The organism is Microbacterium fluvii (assembly GCF_025515205.1).
GTDB lineage: Bacteria > Actinomycetota > Actinomycetes > Actinomycetales > Microbacteriaceae > Microbacterium > Microbacterium fluvii.
The window spans coordinates 526,972-548,248 of sequence record NZ_JAOPFX010000003.1; the positions used below are offsets into that span (position 1 = coordinate 526,972).

A 21,277-nucleotide genomic window follows, 5' to 3' on the forward strand; every position below is an offset into this window, starting at 1 on the left:
CGGAAAGGGAAGACAGTGACCGACGAGACCTCGAACGACACGACCGACCTCACCGCGTCGGCCGTCGCCGACGCACCTGCCGCCGACGACGTCGCCGACCAGGCGGACGCCGCCGAGCCCCAGGCCGCCGACGCAGCCGAGGCTGCGCCGCAGTACGGCGTCGGACCGTTCTCGATCCGCGAGGTGGCGCTGGTCGGCATCTGGCTGGTCGCATTCGTCACCTCGTTCTTCCCGGTGAGCGTGACCTGGCTGAGCGCCCTCGGCCCTGCGCAGATCACCTGGAGCTCGGTGTGGGCCTCCGGGCTGTCGTGGGTGCTCACGGTCGGCCTTCCGACGGTCGCCGTGTTCCTGATCGTGCTGCGCCGGCTGTCTCCCGACGGCATCCGCCGCGTCGGCTCGCTGGGCGTCGACCAGTTCGCCTCTGTGGCGTTCTCGGTGGCGACCCTGGTGTGGCTGCAGCAGGTGTGGGAGACCGTGAACGTCGCGGCCGAGACCGGCTACTGGCTGCGCTCGTGGGTGATGTGGCTGCAGTTCTTCCTCATGCTCGCGGGCGTGCTGCTGACCGTGTTCGGTCCCTTCATCCCGCCGTTCGACCAGGACTTCCGCCACCGCGCCGAGGTGCCCGCACACCCCACCGCCCGTCCGGCACGCCCCGTCTCGGCGCGCCCGGCTCCGGCCCCCCGGCCCGCTGGCGTCGCCGAGCCCGGTGCAGCCGATGAGTCGGATGCGCGCTTCGATCCGGCCGACCCCTACGCCACCTCTGCGGCCCTCGACGACACCTACGAGTCACCCGCGGCCGACACGGTCGTGGTCGACAGGATCACCGCAGAGGAGGCGACGCCCGCGGAGACCCCGGCGCGACAGCAGGCATTCTGGGCCCTCGTGCCGGAAGAGCGCGACGTCGTCGACGACCTCGGCATCCCGCTGTTCCGCATCGCCCCGACGGCGTGGGCGCTCGTGATCGAAGACCGCGGCGAAGTGTTCGTCGTGCGCCACGAAGACGGCCGCGTCGGCTACCTGCACGACACGACGGACGTCACGAGGGGCTGAGTCCGGCGTCCGCGCCCGGCCGACTACCGTAGAAGGATGCTGCGCACCATCGATCTGCGCGGACGCGCGCCGTCTGCCGCCGAACTGCTCGCCGCCGTGCCGCGCGCCGTCGCCGCCCGGGAGAGCGCCCTGGCGGCTGCGGCCGAGATCGTCGCCGACGTGGCGTCGCACGGCGAGGAGGCGCTGCGCGCCCAGGCGGAGCGGTTCGACGGCGTGACAGGCCACGCGATCCGCGTGCCCGCGGCCCATTTCGATGAGGCGCTCGCCGCTCTCGACCCCTCGGTGCGGGCCGCGCTCGACGAGTCGATCGGTCGGGTGCGCATCGCGTCGGCGGCACAGGTGCCCGCGGCATCCGTCACCGACCTCGCCCCCGGCGCGCGCGTCGAGCAGCGCTGGCAGCCCGTGCGTCGCGCCGGCGTGTACGTGCCAGGCGGCAAGGCGGTCTATCCGTCCAGCGTCGTCATGAATGTCGTCCCCGCCCAGGTTGCCGGTGTCGGCGAGATCGCGATCGCGTCGCCGCCCCAGCGCGCGTTCGGCGGCCGGGTGCACCCCGACATCCTCGCCGCCGCGAAGCTGCTCGGCATCGACGAGGTCTACGCGATGGGCGGTGCGGGCGCGATCGGCGCGCTCGCGCACGGCGTGCCGAGTCTCGACCTCACGCCCGTCGACGTCGTCACCGGCCCTGGCAACAACTTCGTCGCCGCCGCGAAGCGCGCCGTCGCCGGGCTCGTCGGGGTCGACGCCGAGGCCGGAGCCACCGAGATCCTGATCGTCGCCGACGACTCGGCGTCGCCCGCGCTGGTCGCCGTCGACCTCATCAGCCAGGCCGAGCACGACGAGCAGGCATCGGCCGTGCTCGTCACCGCGTCCGCCGATCTGGCCGATGCCGTGCGCGCCGAGGTCGAGGCCAGGGTCGGGCGCACCCGCAACGCCGAGCGCGCGATCGCGGCGCTGTCGGGGCCGCAGTCGGCGATCGTGCTGGTCGATGACCTGGATACGGCGACCGCGTTCAGCAACGCCTACGCGCCCGAGCACCTCGAGCTGCACCTGGGTGAGCCCCGCCCGGAGCTGTTCGTCAACGCGGGCGCCGTGTTCGTCGGCGACTTCTCGCCGGTGAGTCTGGGCGACTACCTCGCCGGCAGCAATCACGTGCTGCCCACCGGCGGCCAGGCGCGCTACGCCGCCGGGCTGTCGGCTGCCACCTTCCTGCGGCCGCAGCAGGTCATCCGCTACGACAGGGCCGCGCTCGCCGCCGTCGCCGATGCCATCGTCACCCTCGCCGACGCCGAGGCCCTTCCCGCCCACGGAGAAGCCGTCACGGCGCGGTTCGACGAGGCGGCGCAATAGGCTGGAGATCTCATGCACTGCCCGTTCTGCCGCCACCCCGACTCCCGCGTCATCGACTCGCGCACGAGCGACGACGGGCTCAGCATCCGTCGCCGCCGTCAGTGCCCGCAGTGCGGAGGACGCTTCTCGACGATCGAGACGGCGAGCCTGAACGTCATCAAGCGCTCGGGCGTCATCGAGCCGTTCAGCCGTGAGAAGGTCGTCTCGGGCGTGCGCAAGGCGTGCCAGGGGCGGCCGGTCACCGACGCCGACCTCGCGATGCTCGCTCAGACCGTCGAGGAGACGGTGCGTCAGACCGGGTCGTCGCAGATCGACACGAACGAGATCGGTCTGGCGATCCTCGACCCGCTGCGCGCGCTCGACGAGGTGGCCTACCTGCGATTCGCCAGCGTCTACCAGGCGTTCGAGTCGCTCGACGACTTCGAGACGGCGATCGGGCAGCTGCGTCAGGAGAGATCCGAGCCGGAGACCGCCGAGCGCTAGCCTGGAGGGGATGTATCCCTTCCTCTTTCGCACCGTGCTCTCGCGCATGGATCCCGAGACGGCGCACCATGCCGCGATGATCGTGATCCGGATGCTGGGCCTCCCCGCCTTCGCGTGGGCCGCGCGCGCCCTCACCAAGCCCGATCCGTCGCTCGAGGTCGCCGCCCTGGGGCTGCGCTTCCCCTCGCCGTTCGGGGTGGCCGCCGGCTTCGACAAAGATGCTCTCGGCGCGCGCGGGCTGTTCGCCCTCGGATTCGGGCACGTGGAGGTCGGCACCGTCACCGCCGTGCCGCAGGAAGGGAACCCGCGGCCGCGCCTGTTCCGGCTGATCCCCGACCGCGGCGTCATCAACCGCATGGGCTTCAACAACCGAGGGGCGCATGCCGCCGCCGCGCGCCTCACGACGCTGCGCCGCCGCCGGCGCCGGCGCCGCGGCATCGTCGGGGTGAACATCGGCAAGAGTCGCATCGTCGATGTCGCCGATGCGACGGCGGACTACGTCACGAGCGCGACACTCCTGGCGCCGCTGGCCGACTATCTCGTGGTCAACGTGTCGTCGCCGAACACCCCGGGGCTGCGCGGTCTGCAGGCCGTCGAGACGCTTCGGCCGCTGCTGGAGGCCGTGCACACCGCCGCCGGCGCCACGCCGCTGCTGGTCAAGATCGCGCCCGACCTCCCCGACGACGAGGTGGAGGCCATCTCCCGGCTGGCCGTGGACCTGGGGCTCGCCGGGCTCGTCGCCACCAACACGACGATCTCGCGCGCGCACCTGGTCACCGATCCCGCCGTCGTCGAGGCAGCCGGGGCCGGCGGCCTCTCCGGCGCGCCGCTGAAGGAGCGAGCCGTCGAGGTGCTCGAGATCGTTCGCGCAGCGGTGCCGAGACAGTTCGTCGTGATCGCGGCCGGTGGAGTGGAGACGGCAGACGACGTGCGTGCGCGTCTCGCCGCGGGGGCGGACCTCGTGCAGGGCTACACGGCCTTCCTCTACCGCGGCCCGCTCTGGGCGCGGCAGATCAACAGAGGTCTCACGCGCCCGACCGCCGCGCGCTGACGGGCGCGCCGACGGGAAGTGTCGTCGGCGTCGGATACATTCGTCCCCAAGCTGTTCATCTTCTATGAGTAAGACATGGGGACTCTATGAAAAAGACGTCTGTCCTGCGCGCCGGTGCCGTCGCGCTGGTCGCTGCGCTGTTCTGCGGGGCGGCGCCCGCCTACGCCGACGAGGTCGATCCGTCGGCGACGCTGTCGCTGGGAGCTGCGGGCGTGCTCACACTGCCCGACGCCGACGGTGTGCGGGATGCGACCGAGGTGACCGTCTCGTCGACCGCGCCGACGACCGCGACCGTCACGGTCGCGTCCGCCGACGGGCTGACGCTGTATGCGCAGGTGGGAACCGTCGAGCTGACCGAGCAGAACGGCCTGACCGCCGCTGTCGCGGTGCCGGTCACGGGGCTGCCGGCGGGCGCCCTCTCGGTCGTGGCCACACCCACGACCGGTGAGGCCTCGTCGACGGGGCTCACCGTCGGCTCGGGTGCGGCTGTGACGGCATCGCTCTCGCTGAGCCGCTCGACCATCTACACGTGGTCGAAGAGCACGCGCCACACGACGACCGTCTCGGTCGCCGTCGAAGACGAGACGGGGCTCGCCGTGCCCTTCACCGGCACCGTCACGGCGAAGGTCGGCTCCAGCACGAAGTCGGTCGCGGTCGCCGCCGCCGATGCGAGCACGGCGACCGCCACGCTCTCGGCGTCGAAGCTGGCTCACGGCTCGGGAACCGTCTCGGCCACCGTCGTGGGCGCCGGCGAGGCGGCGATCACGAGCGCTGCCCGAGCGCTCACCGTCAGCAGCGTCGCGCTCAAGAGCACCAAGCTCGCCGCTTCGGCCGCCACGCTCTATCCGACCAAGGACGGCTACCGCGACTCGGCCAAGCTGTCGGTGTCGTCGACGACCACGACCGGAGGGTCGATCCCGACGACGGGCGGCGTCACGATCACCCGAGGCGGAAAGACGGTCGCCAGCTGGAAGCTCTCGTCGAGCAAGGCCTGGTCGGCGACGTGGAACGGCAAGGTCGGCGGCAAGGTCGTCGCCGGCACCTACAAGGTCACCGTCTCGATCAAGGGCCCCGAGGGCAAGACGCAGTCGGCCTCGAAGACCATCACGGTCAAGAAGGGCAAGCTCGTCACCAAGAAGACGTCGAAGTGGGTGTCGGCGAAGTCCGTCATCAAGAAGTATGCGAACTACGACTTCTACGACCAGGGCTACTGCGGCACCGACTGGGCCGTCGCCGGAGATGTCATGTGCATCGGATACGACGACCAGTACGACGGCGTCATGTCGCTGTACGCGACGGGCGCGCTCACGGTGCCCTCGGCCGTCGTCAAGGCCGAGAAGTACGGCAGTGCCAAGGTGCGGCTGACGATCGACACGATCGCCATCTCGGGCGACGTCGTGTGGGGCTATCGCGCACGCGGCAAGCAGATCACCAACGGCGACTTCATCACGCGCACCGGCACCAGCACGCGCGGCTGGTCGACGCTTCCCACCGAGACGACGAAGGTCGACGTCGGCATCGGTCTCGGCGAGTACAGCTACGTCGCGGCGAAGCGGTTCAAGGTCGAATACGCCTACAAGGTGATGACCGGAACGAAGTGATGCGAACGCACGAGGTGCCCGCACCGTCTGGTGCGGGCACCTCGTGCGTCAGACGCTGAAGCCGGTCTCAGGCGGGGTGCTGCCCGCGCTTGACCTGGGGCTTGGGCAGGCGCATGAAGCGCATCTGGATCGTGCGCATCGCGCCGTACCAGCCGAGCCCCTTCTCCATGCGGTCGCCGAACTTCTCTTTCGCCGCCTTCTTGACGCGGATCGAGGTGATGATCATGTCGCCGATGACGAAGAAGATGAACACCCACAGGCCGATGAAGGAGTAGAAGGTGATCGCCGCGACCGGCACGAAGCTCACGAGGATCACGAGCACCATGGCCGGCATGATCGCCTCGCCCAGGTGCCAGCCGGCGTCGACGAAGTCGCGCACGAATCGGCGCTGCGGGCCCTTGTCGCGCGCGGGAAGATAGCGGTCCTCGCCGGCGGCCATGCCCACGCGCGCCTTCTCGCGCTCTCGCGCGATCTCGGCCTTGCGCTGCTGCTTGGCCTCCTTGGTGTCGGGCACCAGGGGGCGCTTGCGAGCGGCCTCCTGCTCGGCGCGCGACGGCGTCGGACGCCCCTTGCCCTGCGGTGCGCCGACCACATCGCCGTTGAGAACGGTGCCCGCCGAGGGGGCTCCGTTCGGGGTGGGGGTAGCAGGTGTCTTGGCCACGGTGGATCCTCAGAACGCAGAAAGGGGTGTCCATAAGATTACCTGCATGAACACTCCGATCTCCCGACAGGATGCTGTGCGGCAGGCCGCGACCGACGCACTGCCCGCGGCCCTCGCCGATCTCGGCGACCTCGTGCGCATCCCCTCGATCGCCTTCCCCGGCTTCGACCCCGCCGAAGTGCGCCGCAGCGCCGAGGCGGTCGCCGCTCTCGTGCGGGGCACCGACCTGTTCGACGACGTGCGCATCGCGGATGCCGCCATCCCCGGCACCGACGAGCGCGGCATGCCGGCGGTGCTGGCCACCCGCGCCGCCCGCAACGGGCGCCCGACGATCCTGCTCTACGCCCACCACGACGTGCAGCCGGTCGGAGACGAGTCGCTGTGGGAGTCCCCGCCGTTCGAGCCCACCGTGCGCGACGGTCGGCTCTACGGCCGAGGCGCCGCCGACGACAAGGCGGGCGTCATGGCCCACGTGGCGGCGCTGCGCGCCCTGCGCGACGCCGTCGGAGACGACTTCGACCTGGGCGTCGCCCTGTTCATCGAGGGCGAGGAGGAGGCCGGATCCCGCTCGTTCGCGCAGTTCCTGCACGATCACGCCGACGCGCTGCGCGCCGATGTGATCGTGGTGGCGGACTCCGGCAACTGGGATGCCCGCACCCCCGCCCTCACGGTGTCGCTCCGAGGCAACGCCCGTTTCACGCTGCGCGTGCGCACGCTCGCTCACGCGTCGCACTCCGGCATGTTCGGGGGAGCGGTGCCCGACGCGATGATGGCGACCGTGAAGCTCCTGGCCACGCTGTGGGACGACACGGGCGCCGTGGCGGTGGCGGGGCTCGCCCAGCGCGACGCCGAGACGCCCGAGTACACCGAGGAGACGCTGCGCGACGAGGCGGGGCTGCCCGCCGGCGTCAGCCCGATCGGCGGCGACAGCATCCTCAGTCGCATCTGGAACAAGCCGTCGATCACGGTGACCGGCATCGACGCCCCGAGCGTCGTCAACGCCTCCAACACGCTGAGCCCCGAGATCTCGGTCGTCATCAGCACGAGGGTCGCCCCAGGGCAGGCCGCGTCGGAGGCGTACGAAGCGGTCGCGGCCCACCTGCGCGCGCACGCCCCGTTCGGAGCGGACCTGGAGTTCACCGACGTCGACTTCGGTGACGGCTTCCTCGTCGACACGAGCGGATGGGCCGTCGCCGCCGCGCGCGAGGCGCTGGCCGCCGGCTACGGAGTCGAGCCGGTCGACATCGGGGTCGGCGGGTCGATCCCCTTCATCGCAGACCTCGTGACCGAGTTCCCCGCGGCGCAGATCCTCGTGACGGGTGTCGAAGACCCCCACGCGCGGGCGCACAGCCCCAACGAGTCGCTGCACCTCGACACGTTCCGCCACGCGATCCTCGCCGAGGCGCTGCTGCTCGAGAGCCTCGACGCCCGCTCGCACGGCGGGGCGTAGAATCGAGGAATCCGCCGGACGGCGGCCGAATTCTCAAGGAGCGACATGACCGACACCGCCCTGTCGACCGACCAGACCGCGCGCGCCCACGGCGTGCTGCTGACCGATGCGGCCGCCGAGAAGGTGAAGAGCCTGCTGGGCCAGGAGGGCCGAGACGACCTGCGTCTGCGCGTGGCGGTGCAGCCGGGCGGATGCAGCGGCCTGATCTATCAGCTCTACTTCGACGAGCGATTCCTCGACGGCGACCAGGCGGTCGACTTCGACGGCGTCGAGGTCATCGTCGACGACATGAGCGTGCCCTATCTCGACGGCGCCACGATCGACTTCAAGGACACGATCAGCGAGCAGGGCTTCACGATCGACAACCCGAACGCGGCCGGCAGCTGCGCCTGCGGAGACAGCTTCCACTGACGACTCGTCACCATCCGTGTCATCGAACCCGGACGCGCCACGGCGCGTCCGGGTTCGATGCCGTACGGGCGGTATTTCCCCAGAACTGCTGGCAAAAACCCCGCCGCAGGCTGAGTGGATGGCCTGAATCCGCCGTTACCTTGCCCTACACTGAAGGTGTTCTTCGTCCCTGTTCGGAAAGGTGCACCGTGCCTTCGAAACGCCGCATCCGCTGGGCTCTCCTCCCGGTCGGCATCGCCGCCGCTGCAGTACTGGCGGGCTGCACCCCGACCGAGCTGCACGGCTTCCTGCCCGGCTTCACCGAGGATGGCCAGGCCGCCACCAACCACACCGACATGGTCGCCGGCCTGTGGGTCAACTCGTGGATCGTGCTGCTGGCCGTCGGCGTCATCACGTGGGGCTGCATGGGATGGGCGGCCATCGCCTACCGTCGCCGCAAGGGCCAGACGGGGCTGCCGGTGCAGCTGCGCTACAACATGCCGATCGAGATCTTCTACACGATCGTGCCGCTGATCCTCGTGGTCGGCTTCTTCGCCTTCACCGCTCGCGACCAGACGATCCTCGAGACCCAGTACGACGACCCCGACGTGTCGATCACCGCGATCGGCAAGCAGTGGGCGTTCGACTTCCAGTACAACGGCGAGGCCGAAGACAACTCCGACGCCGTGTGGTCGATGGGCGTCCAGGCCCAGACCGACGAAGCCGGCAACATCACCAGCGAGCTGCCGACGCTCTACCTGCCCGTGAACAAGACGGTCAAGATCGACCTCGAGTCGCGCGACGTGATCCACTCGTTCTGGATCATCGACTTCCTGTACAAGAAAGACATGTACATCGGCCACGACAACTCGTGGTCGTTCACCCCGACCCGCGAGGGCGAGTACGACGGCAAGTGCGCCGAGCTGTGCGGCGAGTACCACTCGATGATGATGTTCAAGGTCAAGGTCGTCAGCGACGCGGAGTACGAGGCCTACCTCGAGACGCTGCGCGCAGAGGGTCAGACCGGCGACATCAACGACGAGTACGACCGCCTGCAGAACTATCCGGGCACGGGTGCCCAGGCCGAGGGAGACGAGTGAAATGACGTCGACGATTCCCACTGAGCAGACCCACGCTCGTCCCACCACTCTGCCGCCGCGCCAGGCCGCTCTCATGAGCTCCTCGCGCGTCGAGCAGAAGGGCAACATCATCGTCAAGTGGATCACCTCCACCGACCATAAGACGATCGGCTACCTCTACCTGATCTCGTCGGTCATCTTCTTCATGCTCGGCGGCGTCATGGCGCTGATCATCCGCGCCGAGCTGTTCGAGCCGGGTATGCAGATCATCCCGACCAAAGAGCAGTACAACCAGCTGTTCACGATGCACGGCACGATCATGCTGCTGATGTTCGCGACGCCGCTGTTCGCCGGCTTCGCCAACGCCATCCTGCCGCTGCAGATCGGCGCGCCCGACGTCGCGTTCCCGAGGCTCAACGCCTTCGCCTTCTGGCTGTTCCTGTTCGGCTCGACGATCGCCGTCGCCGGCTTCCTCACCCCGCAGGGCGCGGCCGCCTTCGGCTGGTTCGCCTACCAGCCCTTGGCCAATGCGACATTCTCGCCAGGCGCGGGCGGCAATCTCTGGATGCTGGGCCTGGGCATGAGCGGTTTCGGCACGATCCTCGGCGCCGTGAACTTCATCACCACGATCATCACGATGCGCGCGCCCGGCATGACGATGTGGCGCATGCCGATCTTCTCGTGGAACACGCTGATCACCAGCATCCTGATCCTGATGGCATTCCCGGTGCTCGCCGCCGCGATCCTGGCCGCCGCCGCAGACCGCGTGCTCGGCTCGCACATCTACGACCCGGCCAACGGCGGCGTGCTGCTCTGGCAGCATCTGTTCTGGTTCTTCGGCCATCCGGAGGTCTACATCATCGCGCTGCCGTTCTTCGGCATCGTCTCGGAGATCTTCCCGGTGTTCAGCCGCAAGCCGATCTTCGGCTACAAGACGCTCGTCTACGCGACGATCGCGATCGCCGCGCTGTCGGTGGCGGTGTGGGCGCACCACATGTACGTCACGGGCGCCGTGCTGCTGCCGTTCTTCTCGCTCATGACGATGCTCATCGCGGTGCCGACCGGTGTGAAGATCTTCAACTGGATCGGCACGATGTGGCGGGGCTCCGTCACCTTCGAGACACCCATGGTCTTCGCGCTCGGCTTCCTCGTGTCGTTCGTCTTCGGCGGCCTGACCGGCGTCATCCTCGCCTCGCCGCCGCTGGACTTCCACCTCTCGGACTCGTACTTCGTCGTCGCTCACTTCCACTACGTCGTCTTCGGCACGGTCGTGTTCGCGATGTTCGCCGGCTTCTACTTCTGGTGGCCGAAGTGGACCGGCCGCATGCTGAACGAGCGCCTGGGCTACGTGCACTTCTGGCTGCTGTTCATCGGCTTCCACATGACCTTCCTCATCCAGCACTGGCTGGGCGTCGACGGCATGGTGCGTCGCTACGCGGACTACTCCGCGGCTGACGGCTGGACGTGGCAGAACCAGGTCTCGACGATCGGCGCCATCATCCTGGGAGCCTCGATGCTTCCGTTCCTGCTGAACGTGTGGATCACGTCGCGCAAGGCGCCGAAGGTGACCGTGAACGACCCCTGGGGCTACGGAGGCTCGCTCGAGTGGGCGACCAGCTGCCCGCCGCCCCGTCACAACTTCACCTCGATCCCTCGCATCCGCAGCGAGCGCCCCGCGTTCGACCTGAATCACCCCGAGGCCGCTCTGCCGGTCGGTGTGGGCCCCGCGAAGGATGCGCCCGACGCCCCGGTCGTCGATCTCGCCGACGGAGAGGTGAAGTAAGTGCGGACCAACGTCGGCCTCTGGTGGCTGCTGTCGATCTTCTTCCTGCTGGTCGCGGCGATCTACACCACGTGGAGCATCATCGCCCACCCCGACCGCGAGTGGTATCACGCCGTGGAGTGGGTCGGCTCGGTCGCCCTGCTGTTCACCTCGATCATGGGCGCCCTCATCGCGTTCTACGTCGGCAAGGTGCACAAGGCGCAGGGCGGGGAGCTGCCAGAAGACATCCTCACGGCGGACATCGATGACGGAGACCCCGAGCTCGGCGAGTTCAGCCCGTGGTCGTGGTGGCCCATCGTGCTCGCGGCCTCTGCCGCGCTCGGCATGATCGCCCTCGCCGTCGGATCGTGGATGCTGCCGATCGGCCTCGGCGTGTTCGCCGTCGCGATCGTCGGCTGGGTCTACGAGTACTACCGCGGATACTTCGCTCGCTGAGCCGTGAGCATCCGCCTCCGGGCCGCCGCCGTCTCGGACGGCGGTGACCACCGCCCTGTCAACCAGGACGCCGCCTTCGCGGCGTCGTGGGGCGCCGCCGTGGCCGACGGGGTCGGCGGGGGCCCATCCGGCGACCTCGCCTCAGCGGCGCTGATCCACCGCCTGGTAGCGGATGCGGGGGCGCGTCGACCCGACGCCGACGCGCTGTCGGAGCGGCTGCGGATCGCGAACTGGGATCTGCGTGCGCTCGTGGAGCGCGACCCGACTCTGCGGGGCATGGCGACGACGTTCACGGGCCTGTTCGTCTCGGACGGCGGCACCCTGCTGCTCGCGCACTCCGGCGACTCGCGGGCCTATCGACTGCGCGACGGCGACTTCGTGCGGCAGAGCCGCGACGACTCGTTCGTGCAGGTGCTCGTCGACCGCGGTCTGATCGCGCCGGAGGCGGCGGCATCCCACCCTCGTCGCAATCTCATCACGGCGTCGTTCGGCGGTTCGGAGGCCGATGCCCCGACCGTGCAGGAGCGCTCTGCGGCGCCGGGCGACCGCTGGCTGCTGTGCAGCGACGGACTCACCGACTATGTGCCGGAGGCCGACGTCGCCGCCCTGGTGCGCGACGCCGCAACGCCGCAGCGCGCGGCCGCCGCGCTCGTGGGTCTCGCCCTCGAAGCGGGAACCCGTGACAACGTCACGGCGGTCGTCTGCGACGTCATCGACGGCGAACCCGCCGAGGAGGCGCCGCTGTTCGCCGGGGCCGCAGCGATCCGCTTCCGCGAGGACCTCGAGTACGCGTAGCCCGCGACCCGATCTCAGTCGGCGTCTGTCCGCACGTACATCGTCAGCGGGTCGAAGATGCGGGGGAGGGGGCCCTCGTCGTTCTCGAGCGGCTGGCCCTCGCGCGCCCAGTACTCGTAGCCGCCGATCATGAGTCTGACGGCGTAGCCGAGCTTGGCGAACTCGACCGCTCCCTTGTCGCCCGCGTTGCACCCGGGGCTCCAGCAGTAGACGACGACCGGTGTCGCAGGGTCGATCTCGCGGGGAGCGCGCTGCGCGATCTCGCTGTAGTGCATGTGGATCGCCCCGGGGATGCGTCCCTGCCGCCACGCGTCGTCGCTGCGCATGTCGACGAGCACGAACGCTGCGCCGGCCTTCTGCGCCGCGTACACGTCGGACGGGTCGGTCTCGTGGGCGAGCTTGGCGGAGAAGTGCGAGAGGGCGTCGGTCATGCCTCCAGGCTAGAACGGGCGAATGGCGCCCCCGCTGTGCGGGAGCGCCATTCGACGTAGCCTGACTGCCTTACTCGGCGGGGGGCGTGGAGCCCTTCTTCTTCGGCTTCGTGTCGCCGTCGTCGGGGATGATCACGTTCGACGGGCGCACGGCCGTCTCGGAGTGCACGCCGTCGTCGATGGGGACGTGCGGTGCGTCGGGGACGCCCGCGCGCTCGTGGGCCCCCTGCAGCTCCTCGTGCTCCTCTTCGGCGATGTGCTCGAGCGTGTGCGTCTGGTGGGCGCGTGCGGCCGCGAGCTCGGTCTGGGTGAGCGGGCTCAGGCGGTCTTCGAAGAACCAGCGCGAGATCGATGCGCGCAGGTTCTGGTGCCACGGGATGCGGCCCTTCGCGTTCGGGCGCACGACGAGCGGCTCGAAGGTCTCGTAGTCGGCGAGCTTGAACACCTCGTACTCGTCGACCGGCTGGTGGACCTCGATGTACTCGCCGCCGGGAAGGCGCACGATGCGGCCGGACTCGTAGCCGTGCAGCACGATCTCGCGATCCTTCTTCTGCAGGGCGATGCAGAAGCGCTTGGTGACGAAGTACGCGATCACGGGGCCGACGAACAGCGACACCTGCAGGGTGTGGATGACACCCTCCATCGTGAGATGGAAGTGGGTCGCGATGATGTCGGACGACGCGGCCGCCCACAGCACCGAGTAGAACACCATGCCGGCCACGCCGATCGCGGTGCGGGTCGCCGCGTTGCGAGGACGCTGCGCGATGTGGTGCTCGCGCTTGTCGCCGGTGACCCAGGCCTCGATGAAGGGGTAGATGAGGACCGTGACGATGAACAGACCCACGATCGCCAGCGGAACGAGGATGCCGAACGACCACGTGTGGTTCAGGAACACGACGTCCCAGTTCGACGGCGCCAGACGCAGTGCGCCGTCGGCGAAGCCGATGTACCAGTCGGGCTGCGTGCCCGCCGAGACCGGTGAGGGGTCGTAGGGGCCGTAGTTCCAGATCGGGTTGATCGTGAACAGCGAGGCGATCAGCACGATCACACCGAAGGTGATGAAGAAGAAGCCACCCATCTTCGACATGTAGACCGGCATCATCGGGTAACCCACGACGTTGTTGTTCGACCGGCCGGGGCCAGCGAACTGCGTGTGCTTGTTGACGATCATGAGCATGAGATGCAGTACGAGCAGAGCGACCAGGATCGCCGGCAGCAGCAGGATGTGCAGCGTGTACAGACGGCCGACGATCTGCGTGCCGGGGAACTCGCCGCCGAAGAGCAGGAACGAGGTCCAGGTGCCGATCAGCGGGATGCCCTTGATCATGCCGTCGATGATGCGCAGGCCATTGCCCGAGAGCAGGTCGTCGGGGAGGGAGTAGCCGGTGAAGCCCTCGGCCATCGCGAGGATGAACAGGATGAAGCCGATCACCCAGTTGAGCTCACGCGGCTTGCGGAACGCGCCGGTGAAGAAGACGCGCAGCATGTGCACGCCGATGCCGGCGACGAACACGAGAGCTGCCCAGTGGTGGATCTGACGCACCAGCAGACCGCCGCGGATGTCGAACGAGATCCGCAGGGTCGAATCCAGCGCCGCCGACATCTCGACGCCGCGCATCGGGAGGAAGGCACCGGAGTAGTGCGTGGGCACCATCGAGGCCTGGAAGAAGAACGTCAGGAAAGTGCCGGACAGGAGCACGACCACGAACGCCCACAGGGCGATCTCGCCGAGCATGAACGACCAGTGATCGGGGAAGATCTTGCGGCCGAGCTCCTTGACGAAGCCCGACAGGCTCGTGCGCTCGTCGAGGTAGTTCGCCGTGGCGCCGACGAAGCGGCCGCCCAGCGGCTTCTCGCGCGCCGGCTTCTGCTCGTCGGTGACGGCGTCGGTGACGGTGGCGGTGCTCAATGGCGCTCCCAGAAGCTCGGGCCGACGGGTTCGGTGAAGTCGCTCTGCGCGACGAGGTAGCCCTCGTCGTCGACGGTGATCGGCAGCTGCGGCAGCGGACGAGCCGCCGGGCCGAAGATCACGCGGGCGCCGTGGGTCACATCGAACTGCGACTGGTGGCAGGGGCAGAGCAGGTGGTGGGTCTGCTGCTCGTAGAGGGCGACGGGGCAGCCGACGTGGGTGCAGACCTTGGAGTAGGCGACGATGCCGTCGTACGACCAGTCCTTGCGCTCATCGGTCTCGACGAGCTGCTCGGGGAGCAGGCGCATGAGAAGCACGATGGCCTTGGCCTTCTCTTCGAGGTAGCCGCCTTCGTGGCCGAGCTCCTTGAGGCCCTCGGGGATCACGTGCACGGCGGAGCCGAGCGTCAGGTCGGCGGCGCGGATCGGCGTGCCCGTGGGGTCGTGCACGAGACGGGTGCCCTGCTCCCACATGGTGTGGCTGAGCAGGTGGACGGGGTCCTGGTCCTGAGGAGCGAGACCGCGGAAGAGCGTGACGCCCGGCAGGATCGAGGCGACCAGCGCCGCGAACAGCGAGTTGCGGATCATCGTGCGACGACCGAAGCCCGACTCCTCGTTCGCGTCGGCGAACGCCTGGACGGCGGCCTCGCGTGTCGTGTCGCGACCGCGGGTGGCGTGCCGGGGCTCGACGAACTCCTTGTCCGACATGATCGCCTTCGACCAGTGGATCGCGCCGATGCCGATCGCCAGCAGCGCGAGGGCGATGCCGAGGCCGATGAACAGGTTGTTGTGGCGGATGTCCACCATGCTCTGCGACTCGATCGGGAAGAGCATGTAGGCGGCGACCGCCCAGATGGAGGCGGCGACCGACAGGTAGAAGAGCGTGTAGACCGTGCGCACCGCCCGCTTCATGGCGGCCGGATCCTTGTCGGTCATCCGCTCGCGGTGCGGAGGAAGGCCCGGGTTCTCCACCGGGTCGGTGACCGCCACGGCGAGCCCGGAGGAGGGCTGCCAACTGGCCCTCTCGTGCTCTAGCGGGTCTTCCTCGTGTGCCATGCTTCTTCCTTCGCGTCTGTCGTCGTTGTCGTCAGTTGGACTTCGCCGTGATCCACACGGTGATGGCGATCAGCGTGCCGATGCCGAAGATCCAGATGAACAGGCCCTCCGAGACGGGGCCGAGGCCGCCGAGTCCGAAGCCGCCGGGGGAGTCGTTCTCCTGCAGGTAAAGCAGGGCCGAGATGATGTCGCGCTTGTCATCGAGCGTGAGGGTCATGTCGTTGAACACGGGCATGTTCTGCGGACCGGTGACCATCGCCGCATACATGTGCAGCGCGCTCGTCTCGGTCAGCGCGGGGGCGTACTTGCCCTCGGTGAGGGCACCGCCGGCCGCGGCGACGTTGTGGCACATCGCGCAGTTGATGCGGAACAGCTCCGCGCCGTTGGCGACGTCGCCGCCACCGTCGAGGGTCTCGTCCGACGGGTAGGAGGGCCCGGGCGAGGTGGACTGCACGTACGAAGCGATCGCCTCGATCTGGTCCTGGGTGAACTGGGCCGGCTTCTGCGGCGCCTGCGGACCCTGCATCTGCAGGGGCATGCGGCCGGTCGACATCTGGAACTCGACGGCGAGCTCGCCCACGCCGTAGAGCGACGGGCCGTCCTCGGTGCCCTGCAGGTCGAGACCGTGGCACGTGGCGCAGTTGGCCTGGAAGAGCTTCTTGCCGTCTTCGACGGTCAGGGCGCTCGCGACGTTCGACTCCTGGGTCGAGGCCATCGCGGCGGACGCGCCGGCGTAGACGCCGCCGGTGATCAGCAGACCGATGCCGATGAGGGCTGCGGCAGCCCAGGGGCTGCGGCGGCCGGAGGTGCGGCGCTTGGACTCACGTGCCATTCGGGTTCTCAGCTCCGGTTCTGGTTATTTGAGGAAGTAGATGACGAGGAACAGGGCGATCCAGACCACGTCGACGAAGTGCCAGTAGTACGACACCACGATCGAGGAGGTCATCTCTTTGCGCCCGAAGTTCTTGACGGCGTAGGCGCGCCCGATCACCAGCAGGAAGGCGATGAGGCCACCGGTCACGTGCAGGGCGTGGAAGCCCGTCGTGAGGTAGAACGCCGAGGCGTACGAGTCGGCGCTGATCGGCATGCCCTCGGTGACCAGTTGTGCGTACTCCCACACCTGGCCCGACACGAAGATGGCGCCCAGCGCGAAGGTGAGCCAGAACCACTCGACCATGCCCCAGCCGAGCCACCCGCGCTTCTTGGTCGAGTAGGGCTGGAAACGCTCTGCCGCGAACACACCCATCTGGCACGTGACCGACGACAGCACGAGGATGATCGTGTTGACCGTCGCGTACGGCACGTTCAGCAGTTCTGTGCGCTGCGCCCACAGTTCGGGCGAGGTGCTGCGCAGGGTGAAGTAGATCGCGAACAGACCCGCGAAGAACATCACCTCGCTGCCGAGCCAGACGATGGTGCCGACGGCGACAGGGTCCGGGCGCTTCACCGAGCGCATGGCCTGGGAGTAGGTCGCTGATGTGGTCGTCACACGTTCATTATGGCTGAAGATCCGACCCGATTCAGGCACGCGGCGGCATCGATTTGGACACTTTCGAGCTTAGGCTCGCCTAACAACCAGCCGTGAGTTCGCCGGGAGATCTGGCACTTTCGGACTAGGCTCTTGCTCCATGGCAGAGCTGTATTCCTGGCCCGAAATCCTCACGACATTGCTTGCGGGGCGCGATCTGAGCGTCTCGGAGTCGACGTGGGCGATGCGCAAGATCGTGTCGGGAGAGGCGACCCCGTCGCAGTTGGCCGGGTTTCTGGTGGCCCTGCGGGCCAAGGGCGAGTCGGTCGACGAGGTGGTCGGCTTCCGCGACGCGATCCTCGACGCCGCCGTTCCGCTTCCGGTCAGCGCCGAGGTGCTCGACATCGTCGGCACCGGCGGCGACCGGTTCGGCACCGTGAACGTCTCGTCGATGGCGGCCGTCGTGGCGGCGGCATCCGGAGTTCCCGTGGTCAAGCACGGCAACAAGGCGGCCAGCAGCTCGTCGGGTTCGTCCGACGTGCTCGCCGCGCTCGGCGTCGACCTCGCGCTCTCGCCGGAGGGCGTCGCCGAGGTGCTCGAGCGCACCGGCATCACGTTCGTCTTCGCCTCGGCGTTCCACCCGGGGTTCCGCCACGCAGGGCCCACCCGCTCCGAACTCGGTGTGCCGACCGTGTTCAACTTCCTGGGGCCGCTGTGCAACCCCGCACGTGCAGAGGCCAACGCCGTGGGCGTCGCCCAAGCGGAGCGGGTGCCCCTGATCACGGGGGTGTTCCAGACGCGCGGCGCGACCGCGCTGGTCTTCCGCGGTGACGACGGGCTGGACGAGCTGACCACGACCGGGCACAGCCGCCTGTGGGAGGTCAGTCGTGGCGACGTGCACGAGCACGATCTCGACCCGCGCGATCTCGGCATCCCGCTCGCCGACATCTCCGACCTCATCGGCGGGGAGCCCGCGCACAACGCCGAGGTGTTCCGTCGCACGCTGTCGGGCGAGCAGGGCCCGGTGCGCGACATCGTGCTGCTCAATGCGGCTGCGGGAATCGTCGCCTACCGGCTCTTCCGCGATGCGTCCCAGGTGCAGCGTTCGATCGTGGAGCGCCTCGCCGAGGCGAAGGACGCCGCCGCCGAAGCCATCGACAGCGGCGCCGCCGCCACGCGGCTCGACGAGTGGGTCGCGGCGACGCAGGCGGTCGGCGCCTGACCGGCTCTTCCCCGCGCGGGCGCATCTCGCTACCGTGATGCGCACAGGCCCGTATTCCGCCAGGAGGACGTCATGACCGATGCACCCGTCGATTCCGGTACCGCCGACACCGTCGAGCCGCCCGCACGCAGCGTCGGAGGGGTCAAGGTCGTCGGAACTCTCGCGATCATCGCCGGCGTCGTGCTGATCGTCGCGGGCGTCATCGCCTGGATCCTCGTATCGAGCCAGCTGCGGGCCGAGAACATCACCGTGCCCGACGACGCCGCCGCCTTCCAGGGGCAGACGGTCGCCGGCCCCTTCACCGCCTACGTGCAGGCCGACATCATCCAGCACCACGCGCTCGAGGCTTCGGGCGGCAAGACCTACGCCGAGCTCGCCCAGGACGACCCGGTGCGGGCCACGATGATGAACGCGTCGTTCCTGCGGGCCTCGCTGTTCACCTCGGTCGTCGCCTTCGGCGTCTCGGCTCTCGTGATCGGCATGGGCATCCTCGCGATCCTCATCGGCTGGGCGCTGCGCAGGCTCGCCTCGGCGCCGGTGGTGGTCAAGAGGTCAGCCCTGACGTGACCGCACCCGCCGCGGAGCGCGTGCCGGCGTGAACCCGCGCGAGGCCCTCGGCGAGATCGCGACGCTGCTCGAGCGCGAGCGGTCGTCGCGGTATCGCTCGCAGGCCTTCCGCGCCGCGGCGGACGCGATCGCCGGGCTCACCGACGAGCAACTGCGGGATGCCGCGGCGCTGCGGCGGCGCAAGGGGATCGGCGAGTCGTCGCTCGCCGTCATCCAGGAGGCGCTCGCGGGCGAGGTGCCGCGCTACCTGCAGGAGCTGCGGGACCGTGCCGGTGCCGAGCGTGTCTCGGAGCTGCGGGCGCTGCTCCGCGGTGATCTGCACACCCACAGCGACTGGTCGGATGGCCTCACCCCGATCGCGCTCATGGTCGATGCCGCCCGCGCACTCGGCCACGAGTACTTCGCGCTCACCGACCACTCGCCGCGGCTGCGGGTCGCGCGGGGACTCTCGCCCGAACGGCTGCGTGAGCAGGTGGGGGTCGTGGCGGGGATCAACGCCTCTGGCCCGGGGGTGACAGTGCTCACCGGAATCGAGGTCGACATCCTCGAAGAGGGTGGGCTCGATCAGCAGCCGGAGCTGCTGACAGAGCTCGACGTCGTCGTGGCCTCCGCCCACTCGAAGCTGAGGATGGAGGCGCCCGCGATGACCAGGCGCCTCGTGGCGGCAGCATCCGATCCGCTCGTCAACGTGCTGGGGCACGTCACGGGGCGCCTCGTCGAGGGCAGCAGGGGCATGCGGCCGCCGTCGAGCTTCGACGCGCGCGCCGTGTTCGACGCGTGCGCCGAGAACGGCGTCGCGGTCGAGATCAACTCGCGCCCCGAGCGCCAGGACCCGCCCGATGAGCTGATCGCCCTCGCCCTCGAGAGCGGATGCCTGTTCTCGATCGACTCCGACGCACACGCGCCGGGGCAGCTCTCGCTGCTCGATCACGGCGCCGAGCGCGCCCAGCGCTGCGGCGTGCCGGCGGAGCGCATCGTGACGACCTGGCCGCTCGAGCGCCTGCGCACCTGGCTCGGGTGAGCCACCCGCCTAGACTCGGGAGGTGACCTCGCCCCCCGCCGCCCACGCCGGGCGGGGGTTCCCGTGGCTGGTCGTGGCGGGTGTACTGGTGGCGGCGCTGAGCCTGCGCGGCCCGATCGTCGCGATCACGCCGGTGCTGCGGCAGATCGAGGCCGATCTCGCGATCGGCTCGACGACCGCGGGGCTGCTCACCACGGCCCCGGTGCTGATGTTCGCCGTGCTCACGCCGATGGCGGCGCTCGTGATCCGTCGGGCGGGGGCAGAGCTGGCACTGCTGCTCTCGCTCTCGGGTGTGCTCGTGGGCACGGCGATCCGGGCCCTGCCCGGCTTCGCCTCAATGATGCTCGGCATGGTCGTGATCGGCGCGGCCATCACGATCGGCAATGTCGTCATCCCGGTGATCATCCGGCGCGACGTTCCGGCGGCGCGGGTGGTTCTGGTCACCGCCGCATACGGGGCGACGTTGAACCTGGGCTCGCTCCTGACGTCGCTGCTGACCGCGCCGATCGCACAGGCGCTGGGCTGGTCGCTCGCCCTCGTGGTGTGGTCGCTCATCACGGTTCTCGGCCTCGTGCTGTGGGTCGTGCACCTGCGCCGCAGCGGCGACGACCGCGGTGAGCGCTACTCGGGCGCCGCGCCGGCCGGCACTGCCGTGCGCAAGGGAGACCTCGATCCAGAAGCGCTGACCGGTCCGCTGCCGGTGGTCGCGCCGGGGCGCGGCACGTCGTTCCTGCGTCGACCGGTCACCTGGCTGCTGCTGCTGGCCTTCGGCGGCCAGACCACCATCTACTACGCGCTGTCGACCTGGCTTCCCACCTTCGTCTCCGACGAGCTCGGCCTGGGCGCCTCCGCCGCCGGGGCGCTGGCTTCGCTCTACCAGGGCGTCGGCATCCTGGGCGCCTTCGTCGTGCCGCTGCTCGCTCGCTTCACGGCGCCCCTCGTTCCCGCCCTCGTGCTGTGCGCGACATGGATCACTCTCACCGTGGGCATGCTCACGGCTCCGCAGCTGCTGTGGCTCTGGCTGTCGGTCGGCGCCATCGGCCATGCCGGCGGGTTCGTCGTCATCTTCGCGGCGCTGGTGGGCGTCGCCCGCAGCGATGCCGAGGCCGCCGGCATGTCGGCCCTCGTCCAGGGCGGCGGCTACGCGATGGGCGCGCTCGGCGGCCCGATCGCCGGGGCGCTGCACGAGGCCACCGGCGGCTGGGACGCGCTGCTGTGGATGCTGCTGGCGCTCGCCGTCGCCTACTGCGTGCTGCTGCTGTCGGCCGTGCTCAGCGCGCAGCGCGCGCGGCAGCACGGCGCCGGCTCCTGACGGCGAGATCAGGAGCTTTCGCCGAGGCAGGTCGTTCGGCCGGGCGGATTCAGGCGGTCAGTGCAACACCGGTTTCTGGTGGGTTTGAGAGTAGTTGTTCGAGGGCTTCGGTCGGGGTTTTCCAGTCGAGGGTCATGCGTGGCCGGTTGTTGAGTTGGGTGGCGACG

At 69.3% G+C, this 21,277-nt stretch carries 21 protein-coding genes; 15 read left to right on the top strand and 6 right to left on the bottom strand.

Features of this window, described 5'->3' with window-relative positions:
* Positions 1-15 precede the first annotated feature (15 nt).
* The 5 genes from OAW74_RS13730 (at position 16) to OAW74_RS13750 (ending at position 5,532) form a co-directional block, all read left to right on the top strand.
* Entirely contained in the window at positions 16-1,050 is a 1,035-nt protein-coding gene (locus tag OAW74_RS13730) for a hypothetical protein (RefSeq protein ID WP_262874927.1), read from the top strand.
* A gap of 36 nt (positions 1,051-1,086) precedes the next feature.
* Positions 1,087-2,397: a histidinol dehydrogenase gene (gene hisD, locus OAW74_RS13735; RefSeq protein WP_262874928.1), complete on the top strand. Its 1,311-nt coding sequence runs from the start codon at positions 1,087-1,089 to the stop codon at positions 2,395-2,397.
* A 12-nt stretch (positions 2,398-2,409) separates the two neighbouring features.
* Positions 2,410-2,880: a transcriptional regulator NrdR gene (gene nrdR, locus OAW74_RS13740; protein WP_262874929.1), complete on the top strand. Its 471-nt coding sequence runs from the start codon at positions 2,410-2,412 to the stop codon at positions 2,878-2,880.
* A 10-nt stretch (positions 2,881-2,890) separates the two neighbouring features.
* Entirely contained in the window at positions 2,891-3,931 is a 1,041-nt protein-coding gene (locus tag OAW74_RS13745) for a quinone-dependent dihydroorotate dehydrogenase (protein ID WP_262874930.1), read from the top strand.
* Positions 3,932-4,017: 86 nt separating this feature from the next.
* Entirely contained in the window at positions 4,018-5,532 is a 1,515-nt protein-coding gene (locus OAW74_RS13750; protein WP_262874931.1) for a hypothetical protein, read from the top strand.
* A gap of 67 nt (positions 5,533-5,599) precedes the next feature.
* Here the strand turns inward: OAW74_RS13750 and OAW74_RS13755 are convergent, their stop codons facing one another.
* A complete protein-coding gene (locus OAW74_RS13755) occupies positions 5,600-6,193 on the bottom strand; it encodes a DUF3043 domain-containing protein (RefSeq protein ID WP_262874932.1) in 594 nt (197 codons plus the stop codon).
* Between the two features lie 46 nt (positions 6,194-6,239).
* Here OAW74_RS13755 and OAW74_RS13760 point away from each other — a divergent pair, with 46 nt between their 5' ends.
* The 6 genes from OAW74_RS13760 to OAW74_RS13785 all read left to right on the top strand — a co-directional run bounded on the left by OAW74_RS13760 (position 6,240) and on the right by OAW74_RS13785 (position 12,125).
* Entirely contained in the window at positions 6,240-7,643 is a 1,404-nt protein-coding gene (locus OAW74_RS13760) for a dipeptidase (protein ID WP_262874933.1), read from the top strand.
* Positions 7,644-7,688: 45 nt separating this feature from the next.
* Positions 7,689-8,054, top strand: a complete 366-nt coding sequence (gene erpA / locus OAW74_RS13765) for an iron-sulfur cluster insertion protein ErpA (RefSeq protein ID WP_262874934.1) — start codon at positions 7,689-7,691, stop codon at positions 8,052-8,054.
* 188 nt (positions 8,055-8,242) lie between these two features.
* Positions 8,243-9,133 (top strand): aa3-type cytochrome oxidase subunit II, encoded by an 891-nt coding sequence (gene ctaC, locus OAW74_RS13770; protein ID WP_262874935.1) that lies wholly within the window; start codon positions 8,243-8,245, stop codon positions 9,131-9,133.
* Position 9,134: 1 nt separating this feature from the next.
* Positions 9,135-10,895 carry an aa3-type cytochrome oxidase subunit I gene (gene ctaD, locus OAW74_RS13775; protein ID WP_262874936.1) on the top strand — a complete coding sequence of 587 codons (1,761 nt, stop codon included), beginning with the start codon at positions 9,135-9,137 and terminating at the stop codon, positions 10,893-10,895.
* Positions 10,896-11,330: a cytochrome c oxidase subunit 4 gene (locus tag OAW74_RS13780; RefSeq protein ID WP_262874937.1), complete on the top strand. Its 435-nt coding sequence runs from the start codon at positions 10,896-10,898 to the stop codon at positions 11,328-11,330.
* A 3-nt stretch (positions 11,331-11,333) separates the two neighbouring features.
* Positions 11,334-12,125 carry a PP2C family protein-serine/threonine phosphatase gene (locus OAW74_RS13785; RefSeq protein WP_262874938.1) on the top strand — a complete coding sequence of 264 codons (792 nt, stop codon included), beginning with the start codon at positions 11,334-11,336 and terminating at the stop codon, positions 12,123-12,125.
* A 14-nt stretch (positions 12,126-12,139) separates the two neighbouring features.
* Here OAW74_RS13785 and OAW74_RS13790 read toward each other — a convergent pair whose 3' ends face one another.
* The 5 genes from OAW74_RS13790 to ctaE form a co-directional block, all read right to left on the bottom strand.
* Entirely contained in the window at positions 12,140-12,556 is a 417-nt protein-coding gene (locus OAW74_RS13790; protein WP_262874939.1) for a rhodanese-like domain-containing protein, read from the bottom strand.
* A gap of 70 nt (positions 12,557-12,626) precedes the next feature.
* The gene (gene qcrB / locus OAW74_RS13795; RefSeq protein ID WP_262874940.1) at positions 12,627-14,465 is read right to left on the bottom strand and encodes a cytochrome bc1 complex cytochrome b subunit; all 1,839 of its coding nucleotides are present in this window, start codon (positions 14,463-14,465) and stop codon (positions 12,627-12,629) included.
* Positions 14,462-15,520 carry a cytochrome bc1 complex Rieske iron-sulfur subunit gene (gene qcrA, locus OAW74_RS13800; RefSeq protein ID WP_262874941.1) on the bottom strand — a complete coding sequence of 353 codons (1,059 nt, stop codon included), beginning with the start codon at positions 15,518-15,520 and terminating at the stop codon, positions 14,462-14,464. Before qcrA ends, qcrB begins: the two co-directional genes overlap by 4 nt.
* 31 nt (positions 15,521-15,551) lie before the next feature.
* Positions 15,552-16,352 carry a cytochrome bc1 complex diheme cytochrome c subunit gene (qcrC, locus tag OAW74_RS13805; RefSeq protein ID WP_262874942.1) on the bottom strand — a complete coding sequence of 267 codons (801 nt, stop codon included), beginning with the start codon at positions 16,350-16,352 and terminating at the stop codon, positions 15,552-15,554.
* 24 nt (positions 16,353-16,376) lie between these two features.
* Complete coding sequence (gene ctaE, locus OAW74_RS13810) at positions 16,377-16,976, bottom strand: aa3-type cytochrome oxidase subunit III (RefSeq protein ID WP_262874974.1); 600 nt, start codon at positions 16,974-16,976, stop codon at positions 16,377-16,379.
* A gap of 172 nt (positions 16,977-17,148) precedes the next feature.
* On the opposite strand from ctaE, the gene trpD reads away from it, so the two are divergent.
* The 4 genes from trpD (at position 17,149) to OAW74_RS13830 (ending at position 21,110) form a co-directional block, all read left to right on the top strand.
* On the top strand, positions 17,149-18,210 hold the full coding sequence (gene trpD / locus OAW74_RS13815; protein ID WP_262874943.1) for an anthranilate phosphoribosyltransferase: 1,062 nt from the start codon (positions 17,149-17,151) through the stop codon (positions 18,208-18,210).
* A gap of 72 nt (positions 18,211-18,282) precedes the next feature.
* Complete coding sequence (locus OAW74_RS13820) at positions 18,283-18,777, top strand: aromatic ring-opening dioxygenase LigA (protein ID WP_262874944.1); 495 nt, start codon at positions 18,283-18,285, stop codon at positions 18,775-18,777.
* 28 nt (positions 18,778-18,805) lie between these two features.
* Entirely contained in the window at positions 18,806-19,798 is a 993-nt protein-coding gene (locus tag OAW74_RS13825) for a PHP domain-containing protein (protein ID WP_262874945.1), read from the top strand.
* A gap of 22 nt (positions 19,799-19,820) precedes the next feature.
* Positions 19,821-21,110, top strand: coding sequence for an MFS transporter (locus tag OAW74_RS13830; protein WP_262874946.1), 1,290 nt, complete (start codon positions 19,821-19,823; stop codon positions 21,108-21,110).
* Positions 21,111-21,277 lie beyond the last annotated feature (167 nt).